At 52.0% G+C, this 15503-nt stretch carries 13 protein-coding genes; 2 read left to right on the forward strand and 11 right to left on the reverse strand.

All coding sequences use genetic code 11. The annotated features are described in order from the left end of the window. Window positions 1-174 precede the first annotated feature (174 nt). A complete protein-coding gene (locus IEX86_RS14005) occupies window positions 175-723 on the forward strand; it encodes an adenine phosphoribosyltransferase (protein ID WP_188866760.1) in 549 nt (182 codons plus the stop codon). Window positions 724-1242: 519 nt separating this feature from the next. Here the strand turns inward: IEX86_RS14005 and IEX86_RS14010 are convergent. Further along, window positions 1243-2262, reverse strand: coding sequence for a transporter (locus IEX86_RS14010; protein WP_188866761.1), 1020 nt, complete (start codon window positions 2260-2262; stop codon window positions 1243-1245). A gap of 142 nt (window positions 2263-2404) precedes the next feature. Further along, complete coding sequence (gene ppnN, locus IEX86_RS14015) at window positions 2405-3778, reverse strand: nucleotide 5'-monophosphate nucleosidase PpnN (protein ID WP_188866762.1); 1374 nt, start codon at window positions 3776-3778, stop codon at window positions 2405-2407. 584 nt (window positions 3779-4362) lie between these two features. Here ppnN and IEX86_RS14020 point away from each other — a divergent pair. Beyond that, complete coding sequence (locus IEX86_RS14020) at window positions 4363-4983, forward strand: histidine phosphatase family protein (RefSeq protein ID WP_188866763.1); 621 nt, start codon at window positions 4363-4365, stop codon at window positions 4981-4983. A gap of 434 nt (window positions 4984-5417) precedes the next feature. Here IEX86_RS14020 and IEX86_RS14025 read toward each other — a convergent pair whose 3' ends face one another. The 9 genes from IEX86_RS14025 to IEX86_RS14065 all read right to left on the reverse strand — a co-directional run bounded on the left by IEX86_RS14025 (window position 5418) and on the right by IEX86_RS14065 (window position 15343). Then, on the reverse strand, window positions 5418-6215 hold the full coding sequence (locus tag IEX86_RS14025; protein WP_188866764.1) for an undecaprenyl-diphosphate phosphatase: 798 nt from the start codon (window positions 6213-6215) through the stop codon (window positions 5418-5420). Between the two features lie 369 nt (window positions 6216-6584). Further along, a complete protein-coding gene (locus IEX86_RS14030) occupies window positions 6585-7346 on the reverse strand; it encodes an ABC transporter ATP-binding protein (RefSeq protein WP_188866765.1) in 762 nt (253 codons plus the stop codon). Further along, window positions 7343-8383 (reverse strand): FecCD family ABC transporter permease, encoded by a 1041-nt coding sequence (locus IEX86_RS14035; protein ID WP_188866766.1) that lies wholly within the window; start codon window positions 8381-8383, stop codon window positions 7343-7345. Before IEX86_RS14035 ends, IEX86_RS14030 begins: the two co-directional genes overlap by 4 nt. Further along, window positions 8380-9423, reverse strand: coding sequence for an ABC transporter substrate-binding protein (locus IEX86_RS14040; RefSeq protein ID WP_188867018.1), 1044 nt, complete (start codon window positions 9421-9423; stop codon window positions 8380-8382). The genes IEX86_RS14035 and IEX86_RS14040 overlap by 4 nt, the downstream gene beginning before the upstream one ends. Window positions 9424-9561: 138 nt before the next feature. Next, window positions 9562-9876: a hypothetical protein gene (locus IEX86_RS14045; protein WP_188866767.1), complete on the reverse strand. Its 315-nt coding sequence runs from the start codon at window positions 9874-9876 to the stop codon at window positions 9562-9564. A gap of 149 nt (window positions 9877-10025) precedes the next feature. Next, window positions 10026-11237 carry a zinc metallochaperone GTPase ZigA gene (gene zigA / locus IEX86_RS14050; protein WP_188867019.1) on the reverse strand — a complete coding sequence of 404 codons (1212 nt, stop codon included), beginning with the start codon at window positions 11235-11237 and terminating at the stop codon, window positions 10026-10028. A 10-nt stretch (window positions 11238-11247) separates the two neighbouring features. Continuing rightward, on the reverse strand, window positions 11248-11652 hold the full coding sequence (dksA, locus tag IEX86_RS14055) for an RNA polymerase-binding protein DksA (protein ID WP_188866768.1): 405 nt from the start codon (window positions 11650-11652) through the stop codon (window positions 11248-11250). A gap of 216 nt (window positions 11653-11868) precedes the next feature. Next, window positions 11869-14316 carry an EAL domain-containing protein gene (locus tag IEX86_RS14060; RefSeq protein ID WP_188866769.1) on the reverse strand — a complete coding sequence of 816 codons (2448 nt, stop codon included), beginning with the start codon at window positions 14314-14316 and terminating at the stop codon, window positions 11869-11871. 142 nt (window positions 14317-14458) lie between these two features. After that, on the reverse strand, window positions 14459-15343 hold the full coding sequence (locus IEX86_RS14065) for an EamA family transporter (RefSeq protein ID WP_188866770.1): 885 nt from the start codon (window positions 15341-15343) through the stop codon (window positions 14459-14461). Window positions 15344-15503: the final 160 nt, after the last annotated feature.

Here is a 15503-nt window from a genome sequence, read left to right on the forward strand (position 1 = left end):
AACGATGCATTCATCGTCAAGCACCTATACCCAAAACCCCCAGGCCCAACGGCCCGGGGGTTTTGTTTTGCGCGCATGAAAGTCTGCTAAAGATCAGACAATACATCTCTATTCGGCAAACCAGTTTAGTCCAGTTATACTGTGCTTTCGCCAATTTTGTACCTGAGTGTCGTTATGAGCTGTGATGCCTCCAACCTGAAGTCTTACATCCGTGCTGTACCTGATTTCCCCAAGCCGGGTGTGATCTTTCGGGATATCACCCCGCTGTTTCAATCTCCACGTGCTTTAAGAATGACTGTGGATAGTTTGATTCAGCGCTATGTCGAGGCTGAGTTCACGCATGTAGGAGCGTTGGACGCCAGAGGCTTTTTAATCGGACCTATACTGGCTTATGCATTAAATAAGCCTTTGATTCTTTTTCGTAAAAAAGGAAAGCTTCCAGCCGAGTTGCTTACTGAGACGTATACCACTGAATACGGCGACTCTGTTATCGAGGTTCATAAAGATTGCCTGTCTCAAGGAGACTCGGTTTTACTTGTAGATGATCTTATTGCGACAGGGGGGACTCTTGTTGCTGCAGCAAACCTGATTCGCCGGATGGGCGCTGATGTATTTGAAGCGGCGGCTATTGTGGATTTACCAGAGTTGCAAGGCTCTAAACGCTTGCAGGAAGCTGGTATTCCAACATTTAGTCTTACAGAGTTTGCTCTATCAGAGCGCTAAAAAAAGCCCGCTAAAGCGGGCTTTTTTGTAGGAATAAAATTTTCTAAATCCCTGGTTGGCCTTAAATGCAGTTGTAGGAAGCGGTAATCCCATGTGTCTCTTCCTGATGCAAGAAATGCGCTTTCCCAGCTTTTGGCCGAACTTTTGATAGGTGCTCTATCTTTGCTCTTATCGAAGTTCCGGTGGATGTGGTTACTGCTATCTTACTTATGTTGTAAATTTTATCGCTTCAGCTTGTTCGTAAATCTTTATGAATGATGAGCTAAATCAGCGTTGGACCTAGGGAGCCAGTTAGAAGTATTCAGGTGGTCCGCATGTTGGACGAATGCTGATTATAATCGTGCAAGATCCTTCTCAGGCCTGTGGCTACGCCATAATTTAGCCGCTATGCTGTCCAGTCGCATTGTTATTGAATATGCTCCGATCGATATCAGTTACCGCTAAGCTGGCTAGGTGTTCGATGTGTCTTCCTGAAAGACCTGATTAATGGAATACCATTGGTTACAGGCTAATGGAGACCTAGTAATCGTTTCTTTTCCTGAATGCCCAGCGGCCTGCCAATAGAGTAAAGCTTGCCACTAGGATAACCAGTATCCAAAAACCGTGAGGTGCATCGGCTAGCGGAATACCACCTACGTTCATCCCGAAGAAGCCTGCCACCATATTGATAGGCAGGGCTAGTACCGTGACTAAGGTCAGGGTAAACAAGGTTCGGCTGGTTTGTTCGTTGATCTGGGCGGCGATTTCTTCCTGGATAAGTTTGATCCGCTCGATCAGTACTGCCAGATCGCTGATGACTAATGAGAACTCGTCAGTGGCTGCACGAAGCGCTCTTACATCTTCCTCCATAAGAAAGCGAGGCGGACGATTGAGTAGTCGCATCAGCGAGTTAGGTTCAAGCGCCAGCAGGCGTTGAATACGTACTAATGTACGACGCATATTGCCGAGTTCGGCACGGTTGTCGGAAAGCGGCGTGGAGAGCAGGCGGTCTTCGATACGGTCAACACTCAAGGTAGTTTCTCGAACGATCTGAGTGAGTACTTCTTCTTGGTCACGTAGCAGATGGATCAGTAGTTCCAGTGGGGAACGAAAGCCTTCACCATTTTTGACTGCAGCGCGTAAGCGGTCTACCGAGCGAAGCGGTTGCTGACGCACGCTGATTAGTATGCGCTGATTTGCACAAACATAGAGCGTAGCCACGTCATACGAGGCCTGACCAAAATTAAGTACCACATCATTGACGACGGCAAGCAGGGAAGAGTCGACATGCTCCAGCCGGGTCGAGCGTGATCCTTCGTTCATGATTTCGAAAAAGTAGTTAGGCAGATCCAAGTGAGTCATTATCCAGCGCTTACAGGCTGCATGACCAAGATTCAGGTGTAACCAGAGAAATTCGTCCCGTTCTTCTAGTCCTTCAAGATACTTAGTGACTCGAAGTGTATCGATCTGCTCGCCAGGCTCATCGGGACGAAAGATGAAGCCGTAGAGAATTCCAGAAAGGTCGGAATATTGAACGCCTGAAAGCAGCGATTGATCCATGCCAGCCCAAACGGATAGTGATAAATCGCGAAGTAAAGCTCAAGGGTATGACAAAGAGATGACGGCAAGGCGATTTATGCAGTTCTATCCACTTGAAAAGAGGGAGAGCATGACTGAATATGCGCTCCCCCTGCATCTATTGTTAGGTAACTACGCGATAACAAGGAATATAGGGCGCACCGCCTGGTAGCTTCATCCGGTGCTGCTCAACAAAGGCTTGTAACAGATAATCCAGCGGTTTCATGATGGCCGGATCACCATGAATCTCGTAGGGACCATGTTGCTCGATCAGTCGAATTCCCTTGTCCTTGACGTTACCTGCCACGATGCCTGAAAAGGCACGACGTAGATTGGCAGCCAGTTCATGAGGCGGCACCTCGCGGCTCAATGCAAGGCTTGCCATGTTTTCGTGAGTCGGATCGAAGGGGCGCTGAAAGCCTTCTTCGATCTTGAGCATCCAGTTGAAGTGGAACGCGTCGTTACGCTCGCGACGGAATTGTTTAACCGCCTTGAGCCCTTTTGCCATTTCACGTGCGACTTCAGCCGGATCATCCATAATGATTTTGTAATGATTCTGAGCTGCTTTGCCCAGCGTAGCGCCAATGAATGCGTGCAGCTGTTCCATATACGGCGCAGCGCTCTTGGGGCCGGTCAGGATAACCGGAAAGGGCAGCCCTGCGTTTTCAGGGTGCATGAGAATCCCCAGCAGGTAGAGAAATTCTTCTGCCGTGCCTGCGCCACCTGGGAAAATGATGATGCCGTGGCCCAGCCGTACGAAAGCCTCTAGGCGCTTTTCAATATCAGGCAGGATTACCAGTTCGTTCACAATCGGATTGGGCGCTTCGGCAGCAATAATGCCTGGCTCAGTTAACCCCAGGTATCGCCCGCCGGAAATACGTTGTTTGGCATGGGCAATCGTGGCCCCCTTCATAGGACCCTTCATGACGCCCGGACCGCAACCGGTACAGATATCGAGGCTGCGCAGGCCTAATTCGTGCCCGACTCGCTTGGTGTACTTATATTCTTCGGTGCTGATCGAGTGACCGCCCCAACAAACGACCATCTTGGGTTCTATGCCCGGTCGCAGAGTACGTGCATTACGCAGCAGATGAAACACATAATCAGTAATACCTTGCGACGTGTTCAGGTCGATCCGAACACTTTCCAGCTCGCTTTCGGTATAGACGATATCGCGCAGCGCACTAAATAGCATTTCACGGGTGCTGGCGATCATTTCACCATCGACGAAGGCATCGGCCGGCGCGTTGATCAGCTCTAGCCGCACGCCTCGATCCTGCTGATGGATGCGAACTTCGAAGTCTTGATAGGCCTCAAGGATTGTCTTGGCATTATCGCTATGGGCGCCCGTATTGAGAATGGCCAGGGCACACTGACGAAACAGCGTATAGACGCTTCCTGAACCGGCGGTACTTAACTGCTGTACTTCTCGTTGAGATAATGTTTCCAGGCTCCCCTTGGGGCTGACGGATGCATTGATAACGTGTCTTGGAGCCATGCTTGATTCCTTATGACCAATACCACCACGCTACGCGTGTGACATCAAGATAATGATCGCCGAGGCGACTGTGTAATGCAGAATTCTCTATTCGCTACTGACCACCGGACAGCCATGAAATCACTGCCATTTGTATTATTGGCTTTTCTCTGACGTTAAAAAATCCCGAAGCGGAACGTAGTGGTTCAACTCTATCCCTTGTTCAAGTGAGTTACCAATACAGGCATCACACCGCAAATGGATAGGGTGCAGTGATCGCACCAAGGAAGTAGCGATGGATCTACAACAGAGTCGCTATTGGCGCAACGCGGCAACCGGCATGGAAGTAGAGTTCTGATTAGCCACAGACAATGGCCCGTGTTGTGTACGTCTGGTCACGTGGAGTTCAGTGGCTTTATTCTGTTGGAACAGATCGAATCGATTCACCGTTGATTGAGCGGGCGCGCAATGTACGGCTGAATCAAGAAGGTTTAGCCCGATTAATGTTGTGCTGGGCTCTACATGGCTGGGGTTAAAGGTGTCTAGGTGCAGAAGCGAAGTTGTAGGCTTGCGCTCCTTCGATCATTAATCCGATAAGGAAGGACATGATGACTACTCAGGCCCCAACGCTCTATGTGATTCGGCATGGAGAAACCGATTGGAACATTGAGAGCCGCATGCAGGGTCGTCGTGATATACCACTTAATACCAAGGGACGAGATCAGGCGCAGGCTGTAGGCGTCTTGCTCAATTGGCTGCTGCCTTCTCCCCTTGCGCTTGATTTTGCATCCAGCCCGCTTATTCGGGCCCGTGAGACAATGGAAATCGTCCGGGCACAGCTCAATCTTCCAGGTGAACAATATAGGGCTGATGAACGTCTTGCTGAGATTTCATTCGGCACCTGGGAAGGGCTACGTTGGGATGAAATCGAGAGTCGCTACCCTGCGACATTTACGCGCTGGAAAGAGGACGCTTTCAACTTTCAGTTCGAAAAGGGTGAAAGTTACGCTCAAGCTATGCTTCGGCTTGCTTATTTCCGTGAGGACCTCAAGCGAGACACTGTTCTCGTCGCTCATGCGGGCATTATTCGGACACTGATGTCGTTGTACGGATGCATTCCTTATGAACAGGCACCGCACTTGCTGATCCCCCAGGGGCAGGTACTAATGCTGCGTCCTGAATCGTTCTGCTGGTTAAAGGGAAGTCAGACGCCTAGCGGTAACTGACGTGTAGCATGAACACTGGATCTGGATAAATTATTGACTCGACAAGAGCCTTGGCTCGGGTAGAGGAGGCTTATAAGGTTGCAATGCTCAGGCTTTAGTGTCGCTCATGCAACCAGATAGTCTCAATATTACTTGTCTGCAAGGTTCATTTACTCGCTATAGCAAAAGGCTTACACGCATTAGGTAGGATCGGCGCTATGGTGCGTCCAGGTTGCTCTGTATTCTATGCGCATCACTTGAGCACAGGATGTGCCCGATCAGATCAAGGATGATTGACTAGCCAGGACGGCGACCTTGCAGGATGCAGGGGATAGTGAAGAAAAAAACCCGCTTCGGCGGGTTTTTTGTTTTGCTTTAAATGCACTGGTGCTTTGGGAGTCACGAGTCTTTTCCGTGAGCGGCCCGCCTATGGCAAGCCACTCTATAGCAATGACTTACAGGAACAGGGCAAAGAGCACTGCGCCGAGCACAAGCCGGTAGATCACAAAGGGCAGCATGCCGATCTTGTCGAGGGCTTTCAGGAACAGTTTGATGCACAGCAACGCTGAAATAAAGGACAAGCCAACACCCCAGGCGATGTCGACCCATTGTGCATCGGTTCCGGTTTGAATCAATTCAACTGTCTTGAGCCCGCCAGCCGCCAGGATGAGTGGAATTGACAGCAGGAAAGAGAAACGCGCGGCCGCCTGGCGCGTAAAGCCCAGTAATAGCGCTGCCGTCATGGTGATACCAGAGCGCGATGTCCCAGGAATCAGCGCCAGCGCTTGTGCCAGACCAATTACCAATGCGGATTGCCAGCTAAGGCTTTCCATTTCCCGGGTACGGCTACCTTTCGCATCGGCCCACCACAGGATCAAGCCAAAAACGATGGTAGACGTAGCGATCACCAGCGCCGCACGCGCGTAGCTTTCGATATAGTGTTCTAATAATAAGCCCGCAAGCGCTGCTGGAATGGTCCCGATAATGATTGCCCATCCAAGTCTGCTTTCCGGGCTTGATTGGCGAGTCACGATTTGACGGGTCCAGCCCATTGCTGTTGCCAGGACCTCATGGCGAAATGCAAGAACAACCGCAAGAAGGGTTCCTACATGCACAGCCACATCGAATGCCAATCCCTGATCCGGCCAGCCGAATAACTGGGAAGGCAGAATCAAGTGGGCGGAGGAGGAGACAGGTAGAAACTCGGTAATCCCTTGAATGAGTGAAAGGATTAAAACGTGGAACCATTCCATTAGGTGTCCTTACTGCATAACGGTAACTGAGTTAAGGCTGGACATTACAAGTACTGCACTGCAACAGAACGAGACAACTTGCCCAAACATGAACTGCATTGGGGGGCGAAAACTGTATTAGTTCCTTGGCAGGCCGCTTTACTTGCAAGAGTGTGATTGTTTTCACCATAAAAAAGCCATGATTTGTCTGATTAATGGTTATTAAATGATCTTTTCACATAATTTTTACAAAGCGCCGGTTTTGGAGGCATAACCAAGGTGATAGATCAGTCTCACTACTGCTCTCTTGCCAGCAGGCGTAACACGATACCATGTGGTAGATCTGCTCTTTTCTTGGCTAAGAGATCGGCTTAACCCGCTCGGACACGCTCAGATCAGATATTGAATATGCGGCTTTCCATGGTGAGCAGAGGTTGAAACCTCTGCTCTTACGCCGTAGACGGAATGAATAAGATCGGCAGAAAGCACATCCTGTGGCCGTCCTGATGTAATGCACTGGCCTCTATGTAGAACGGCCAGCGTGTCACAAAACATGGCGGCAAGGTTCAGGTCGTGAATGGCCAGAACACAGGTTAATGGAAGCTGGCGAATCAATGAGAGCAATTCGAGCTGATGTTGGATATCAAGATGATTAGTGGGCTCGTCTAACAACAGCTCAGTTGGCTCCTGCGCCAGGGCACGTGCAATCTGTACGCGCTGGCGCTCACCGCCGGACAGCGTATGCCAGCGTTGGTGCCTGCTCTCGCTCAAGCCTACATGTAGCAGCGCCTGCTCTACCACATGATCATCCCTGGACGTCCACGGTGAGAGTACGGTGCGATGGGGCGTCCTGCCCAGGCGTACTGTTTCCAGAATCGACAAGTCAGCCTCGGTAGAGGCATGCTGCTCGACCATGGCAATCCGGCGTGCCACGGTTCGGCGGGGCAGTCGGTTTATAGGGTCGTTATCCAGTGTGACACTGCCTTCGGTAGGTGTGCGTAATCCTGCAAGGAGTCGAAGTAGAGAAGACTTTCCTGAGCCGTTGGGGCCGATCAGGCCGATGATGCCTCCCTTGGGAATCTCAAGTGTTACGCCATCGACCAGGAGGCGACGACCTATGGACCAGGAGACGCGGTGTGTCTTAAGCGTCATGGTGCAGTTCTCGTGCGATACAGGATCAGTGCAAATGCTGGCGCTCCTACCAACGCCGTTACGACGCCTATAGGCAGAACCTGATGAGGAACCAGCGTACGGGAGACGATATCGGCCAGCACGAGAAAGTTAGCACCCAATAGAATGGACGCGGGTAGCAGGCGAGTATGAGATGGCCCCACCAAAAAGCGCGCCGCATGAGGGATCACCAGCCCTACAAAACCCACCGCTCCTACAAGACTGACCATGGTAGCGGTAATCAGCGCCGTTAGGGCAAACAGAGTCAGGCGCACGGCTGTAACCGGGACCCCTAGCGAGGCCGCTGTTTCCTCACCGAACGAGAACGCATCCAGCGTGCGGGCGAAGAAGAGGCAGGCCACAAGACCGATGCCTACAGCACCCACTGCCAAGATAACATCCGGCCAGCGCACGCCACCCAGGCTGCCCAGCAGCCAGAACATTACGCTACGAGCCTGCTCCGCATTGGCAGACGTTGATACAATATATGCAGTTAGGGCGTTAAAGAGCTGTGAGCCTGCTACGCCTGCCAGCAAGATGCGAGTAGGCCCACTGTTAAGTTTTGCAGCCAGAAGCAGTACCAGTACAAAAGCCAGTACGGCCCCCAGGAATGCTCCAAGTGAAAGGCTCAAGGCGCCTGCCCCAATCCCTAGCAGCATGACCACAACAGCCCCGGTAGACGCCCCCGCTGAGATACCCAGCACATAGGGCTCAGCCAATGCATTGCGGAGGAGGGCTTGGAGAATCGCGCCACATAATGCCAAGCCTGCGCCACAGGACGCTGCGACCAAGGCGCGGCTTAGGCGATATTCCCACACGATGCCTTGCTGGATCGGGTTGAGTGCATAGTCTCCCCAGCCCAGGCCGTTGAGGATGGCCTTCAAGGTAATCTCGAAGGGAATCCGCATCTCACCCAGAGACGCTGCCAACAAGATGGACATGCCAAGCGAAACCAGTGATAGCACTGCAAGTAGCAAACGCCAGGGTCTGCCACGGTCATCGGACAAGGGTTGGATCATCTGGAGGGCTCGGTATGAGACGTAGCCAGAGCCTTGGAGATCGCCTCAATCCCATCTAGTACGCGCATCGATGGATTAAGCGACTGAGCATCTACAATGATGATCTGATTATTCCGCACCGCTTTGAGCTGGCGTGTGACAGGATCGCTGCGAAGAAACGCGAGTTTTTTCTCGACATCGTCTGCCGGATAGAGGCGCCGATCCATCCGCGTAATGACGATCAGGTCTGGATCCTTCGCAGCAATATGTTCCCAACTTACGCTAGGCCATTCATCATTGCTCTGAATAATGTTATCCAGGCCGAGTACTTGGGAGATATAAGCCGGTACGCCTTGTTGACCTGCTACCCAGGGATCGCCTTCAAGGCGTGAGCTGGAAAACCAATAAGCAACTGATTGAGGTGAACGCCGGTGTTGTCTTGCTCCGGCGACAGCCCGCTCGAGCCGCCGCTCCAGTTGATGCACCAAAACCTCACCACGTGACTGCACATCAAAAATACGTGCCAGCTCTTGGATTTCCTGGGTAATCAGGCCGAGCGTAAAGGGTTTTGTTCGGCTACCGTCTGCATTGGAGGTGGCCGTTACTTCCTTGCCTTCACAGTCGCTCGGCGCCACATAGGCAGGAATGCCTAAGGACGCCAGCTGCTCGAATGTGGCTACCTCGCCGTTTGGGCCGACATGATAGGTGTATTGCGCGGCAACCAGATCAGGCACGGTGCTGGCAACCGCTTCAAAGCTAGGGGCGTTGTCGGCAAGCCGGGGAATCTTGTCGTTGTCGGCCTTAAGTGTGGGTTGAACCGGACCGAACCAGATGCCTGTTCCTACCATACGGTCGGCCAGGCCAAGTGACAACAACAGTTCTGTGCTCGCTTGCCCTAAGGTGACGGCTCGCTTGGGCGCAGAGGTAAACGTCAGGGTATGCCCACAATTCTTGAGGGTGAGCGGATAGGCCGTGTGTTCTTCAGCTTCGGCGGCACTGCTGAACGGCACGATCGATAATAGAAATAGCCCCAATAAAGGCATGAGTCGACGAGCAGGCATCGCCGAATTAACACAAACAAACCGCATGATAGTCCTTGTAGGGATGACACGTCCCGTTAAATGCCCATGATAACCTTCAAGCCCGTTTCCATGCTTGGACCTGATCGCTGCAGAGGCGTGATGTTTTTATTTCCAGCTTCAGATCCAGCTACTTTCCGCTATTGCGTCATGGGCATAGGGGCTTTCAGCACGAACGACCCTGACGCAATAGCCTATGAGCGCCTCTTGTTGTAACAAGGCAGGCATTTTCAGCGTCCTCTCTGCCATGTCGGTCAGCGTCTCTATTGAAAGATGGATCGCCTCAGGGTCCAACCAGTGCTGCGACAGGGGATCTGTGCTTCGCTGGTTATGAGGCGTAGCCACAATGTCCGAGCTACTTGCTGGAAAACGTAATACCTCTTTATGGATGTACGTATCGACACGGGCTAAGGCTGAGTGATCGATCAGCTTCACGAGTAGGGTAATGCTCTGCCTGCCAAGCTAGTCTAAGGGTTGACGGCAAAGGTTACTCTGAATACTTCTATCCGCTAGCGAGACAGCGTTGTCCAAGAGGTCTCCTCACCTCTAGGGGTATGGAAGCAGCTGTATTTATCATTGTGAAGTCAGGCTGTTGCCAGGTCTTCTCTCCAGGCGCCAAGAGGATCGTCCCATGTGCGCCAGACGGATGCTCCAAGCGCAAACTCTTCATCAGTCAACAGGCAATGATCCAGTTCAGCATTGAGCTGATTGAAGTTAATGTTCTGGCCGATAAATACCAGCTCCTGACGGCAATCGCCCACCTCTGAATCCCATGACTTCATGATATTGGCCAAGCTTTCATCATCCTGTGGCCAGGAGGCTTTTGGAACGAAGCGCCACCAGGAGCCCGCCGGGCCATGGCGCATAAGCCCGCCGGCCTGTGACCAGCTACCCGCTTCCTCAGGTTTGCAGGCCAGCCAGAAGTATCCCTTGGAACGTAGCAGACGACCATTGCACCAGTCCTTATTCAAAAAGTCGAAGAACCGTTGCGGATGAAAAGGGCGGCGTGCCTGATAGGTTGTGGAGGCAATCCCATACTCCTGCGTTTCAGGTACATGTTCACCACGCATTTCCTTTAACCAGCCTGGCGCTTGCGCCGCCCGCTCAAAGTCGAAAAGACCTGTATTGAGGATGGTATCCAGCGGTATGGCGCCCATGATCATTGGATAGATACGGGCATGGGTATTCAGCCGTGTCAGGATGGCAATAAGTTCTTCGCGGTCAGCTTGGCTAATCAGATCGATCTTGCTGATCAGTATTACGTTTGCAAACTCGACCTGTTCAATCAGCAGGTCAGTAATAGAGCGCTCATCATCCTCGTCTAACGTTTCACCCCGTGAGATCAAGCTCTCAGCATTTTGATAGTCGACTAGAAAGTTGACGCCATCTACTACCGTAACCAGCGTGTCGAGCCTTGCAAGATCAGCGAGGCTGGCTCCTTGCTCGTCGCGAAAGGTGAAGGTCTCGGCTACAGGAAGCGGCTCGGAAATGCCGGTTGACTCGATAAGCAGGTAATCAAAGCGGCCCTCTCGGGCCAGGCGGCTGACTTCTTCCAGAAGATCTTCGCGCAAGGTACAGCAGATGCAGCCGTTGCTCATCTCAACAAGTCGTTCTTCTCCGCGATTCAGGTTGACGTCACGCTGTACTTCGCTGCCATCTATATTCACTTCGCTCATGTCGTTAACAATAACGGCGACCCGAAGATTTTCACGATTTTTGAGAATGTGATTCAGCAGAGTACTCTTGCCAGCACCTAAAAAGCCGGACAATACCGTTACAGGTAATGGAGATAGCATGGAGAGGTGATCAATCCTGGCGGACATGGCGTTCACGCTGCTCCTGTCGTTGTTTGGCTTCGATACACAGAGTGGCCGTGGGCCGCAGCAAGAGCCGTGCAATTCCTATGGGCTCTCCGGTTTCCTCACACCAGCCGTAAGTGCCCTGAGCCAGGCGGTCCAAAGCAGCATCAAGCTTGTCGATCAGCTTTTTCTGCCGTTCCAGCTGGCGCAGCTGCCATTGACGCTGCTCCTCCCGAGTCGCGATGTCTGCCGCGTCTGCAGAATACTCAAGCGTTCGTAGCGCCTGAAATTCACTATCGATCTGGCAAGACAATTCTTCCCGCTGGGTTTCCAAAAGCTGTTTGAAGAAGGCACGCTGAGGCTCGCTCATGTAGGATTCGGGAGGCTGTGCCAATAACTCACGCTCATTCATAACGCTATATCTCAATATGTTATAACATAACAATAAAGAATTGCCCTAGCTGAATCAAGCGCTTTATGGACTAGTCGATTTACTAAGCCACGAACTATCTGTTTTTCTGCCTTAGCTTATAACCTACCCAGTAACAGCGGTGCCTTGCAGGAGTAGCACTGAGAACTTCTGGTATGGGTGTCGACTCCGCTACTCGCAGAGTGCCCATGCCAGAGGTCAACTGGATTGAGCAGGGGCCATGCCATCGGTTGATTCTTCAGCCTTCCACAACTCAGCGGCCCATTTAGTACATACCTCATGTGTGAATGGCTGCGGGTGTGAGATGGCATAGCCTTGTACATAATCCACCCCTAGTGCTTTCAAGGCCTCAATAATGGTGGGTGTTTCTGCAAACTCGGCAATAGTGCGTTTGCCAGTCAGGTGTCCTAGTCGATTGATGACGTCCACCGTGGCATGGTCAACAGGATCTTCCAGCAGATTTTTTACAAAGCTGCCATCTATCTTGAGATAGTCCACTGGCAAGTGCTTGAGGTAGGTGAACGAAGACATCCCTGCGCCAAAATCATCCAATGAGAAGCGAAAGCCCAGCTTGCGCAACGTCTCAATGAACGTTCGGGCCGCGGTAAGGTTGGCGATGGCGTGGGTTTCAGTAATCTCAAAGCAGATCCGGTTGGGCGCAACAGCGTGCAAGGCCAGGCGGTCCTGAATGAATTCAATCAGCGACGTATCGCCCAACGATGAGCCCGACAAGTTGATGGCGCAAACGCTCAAAAGCTCTGGCGACATAGATGCACAAATAGCAAAGGCTTCGTTGATCACCCAGCGATCCAAAAGTGCCATGAGTCCATAGCGCTCGGCTGCTGGAATAAATGCAAAGGGGCCTATCAGCGTCCCCTGTTCATCGTACAGTCGAAGCAAAACCTCGACATGGCGGTCTTGGCCGGTCTGTGGTCCAACCCCATAGATAGGCTGGGCGTACAGACAGAAGCGATTCTCCTCCAGCGCCTTGTGGATTCTTTGCACCCAGGTCATTTCACCCTGGCGCTGTGTCATTTCCTGATCATCGTAGGTATAGACCTGAATTCGGTTGCGGCCTTTATCCTTAGCGGCATAGCAAGCCAGATCCGCCATACGCAGGGCATCCTCGCTACTAAGCTTACGCCCGCCTAGATGGACAATCCCGATACTAAGACTGATCTTGAATGATTGACCCGAGGCTTGAAAATCCTGGCTGCGTGCCAATAGACGCAACCGCTCTGCAAACGCTTCCGCTGCCTCGGGCGTGTGGTTTTCCAGCAGCATGCCAAACTCATCACCCCCTAATCGAGCCAGCGTATCGGTCGGATTCAACACGCTTTGCAGGGATGTGCAGAGCTGCAGCAGTAAACGGTCACCCTGGAAGTGGCCAGTTGTGTCGTTAACGATCTTGAACTGGTCTAGGTCAAGGAAGAGTAGAGATGCATGCTTCTCTTCAACTCGCTCAAGCAGCAGCGTTAGCCGGCGCTCGAACTCGCGTCGGTTAAGTAGGCCTGTTAGAGGATCGTGAGCAGCCTGCCATGCCAGCTGATCAAGGTATTCTCGTTCGCGGGTTCGATCATGTAAGACTAGAACGGCACCGCTTTGGCCTGTTGCCTGCGTTAATGGCGCGCTAGCGAGCGCAACGGGTAGAGTTTTACCGCTACTGCAGCGTAAGGTGTAATGGGCAGTGACATGAGTGGACTGCCATTCACCCGCAAATAATCGGGTGCTAATAGAGGTTGTAGCTGGTTTGCCGTCGTCTTCCACTAGGTTCAGTAGCGTATCGACAGATTTGCCAACGGCTGTTTCCGGCGTATGACCAATCAAGCGGGCAGCCGCTGGGTTGAGGTATTCCAGACGCCCGTTGGCATTGACGGCCATAACGGCATCGACAATGGAAGCAAGGATGATCTGCGCACGCTCTTTTTCCTTTTCGAGCGCTTGCTCAAAGGAGCGCCGCTGCATAATCAGGGTATGCATCCGCCAGGTTGTCAGGCCCATCAGCAACAAGGCGGTTCCAAGGTTGATGATAAGTAGAATCTGAATGAAGTGGCGCGAGGCCTCTCCTAAAACCCTCGAAAACGCGATGGTTTCCGGTAGCATCCGGTTGTGTAGCATAAGGAGTTGCTTCTTCCAGTGTTCACGGTCGCGTAGCGATGCATCGGCTGACCGGGCGTACACGGTTTGAGCCAGTGCATGAAGCTCATCCATATAAGGGTCGGTGACATGCCAATGATTGATGACTTGTCGAAGCGGGTCCATGTGATGGGCCCATTGAAAGAGGCGAATCATGCCTGGCAAATCGGCAGGATGATTGCCCGCAGTCATCAGCAATTCATAGGCTTTATCGGCACTGCCTCCTGCTGCCAACAGATCGCGGGCCTGTTTATCGAGCTGATTGACCTTAAAGTAGTCGAGATACAACTGGTAGTGCTTGGATTCACCGGTGTCGATATAGGTATTCAAGGCAAGCATGGCGTTGCCCAGGCTTTTACTCCACAAGCTTTCAGCCGTGACATAGCCTCTGACGGTGGACAGTAAATTAAGACTGGCGATGGCCACCAACGCCTGTAAGCAGACGATGAAGATAAAAGGCCATACGACTCGATGAGTACGTGGGCTGATGGCGGTTGAGCGTTTAGACATGAAACCTTTCCAGCAATGCCGTCTGTGGCCGTTTGATGAAAAGGTATCGGCGGGAAAACCATTTTACTTTTGCCGATTTGCTGCTTTTTATAAAAAAGAGCGAACCGCTGGAGGACGGCTCGCTAGAAGAAACCCGCAAGTTTCAGCTCAGTACACGTTGCCGCGACGTAAATAACCGGCCACCAAAAACATTGACTGCTAACCCTGCCATCACTAGCAAGGCACCGATTAATTGGAAGGGCGTAAGCTGCTCATCAAGGAATACAGCTGCCGAAGCGATACCAACAATGGGTACGAGCAGTGAAAAGGGTGCGACCTGACTTGCCGGATAGCGAGAGAGTAGGCGGCTCCATAATCCGTACCCCAGCAGCGTAGCGATAAAGGCCAAATAAACAACAGTCAGGATTGAGGGCAGGCTAATACCTTGCAGGGCACTTATCATTCGCTCGGGGCCTTCGAGCCAGTATGAAAGAAGGTAGAAGGGAACCGGCGGAATGAGGCTTCCCCATACCACCAGTCCCAGCATGTCAGCTTGTCCGATGCGCTTAGTGACAATATTTCCCATTCCCCACATAGCGGCTGCACATAATGTCAGTACAAAGCCGAGCACGCTCAGATTGCCGCCACTTTCCATCCCTATGAAAATCAACCCGCCTGCGGCAATGATCAGACCAATCAAGTTTTGAGGACGAAAGCGCTCCCCCAGGAACATGACTGCCAGCAGCAAGGTAAAAAACGCCTGAGCCTGAAGAACTAGAGAAGCGAGGCCTGCCGGCATGCCTACGTACATGGCTGAAAATAAAAAGGAAAATTGACCCAGCGAAATGGTAGTCCCGTACGCTAGCAGCCATTGCCAGGGAACATTCGGACGCTTGATGAAAAACACTGCCGGAAGGGCGGCCAGGGTAAAGCGCAGGGCGCCGAGCAGCATGGGAGGCACACCCTGCAATCCGATCTTGATTACTACAAAGTTAAGACCCCACGCCACAATGACGACCAGAGCCAGAAGTAAATCCTTAGGGGACATGTGCGACTCGTTATTCAGAGTAATGCAGCTTTAGGCCGCGGAAAAGCGGCTGATCAGACACCCTAGATCAGCTTCTTGGTTTTCACCTTATGAGGTAACACCTGGTAACTATAGATACAGTTGAGTGAATTTCGTGGCGCACAGTCATGCCATGACAAAC

Origin of the sequence: Pseudomonas asuensis, assembly GCF_014646755.1 — a bacterium.
In the GTDB taxonomy this organism is placed as follows: Bacteria; Pseudomonadota; Gammaproteobacteria; order Pseudomonadales; family Pseudomonadaceae; genus Chryseomonas; species Chryseomonas asuensis.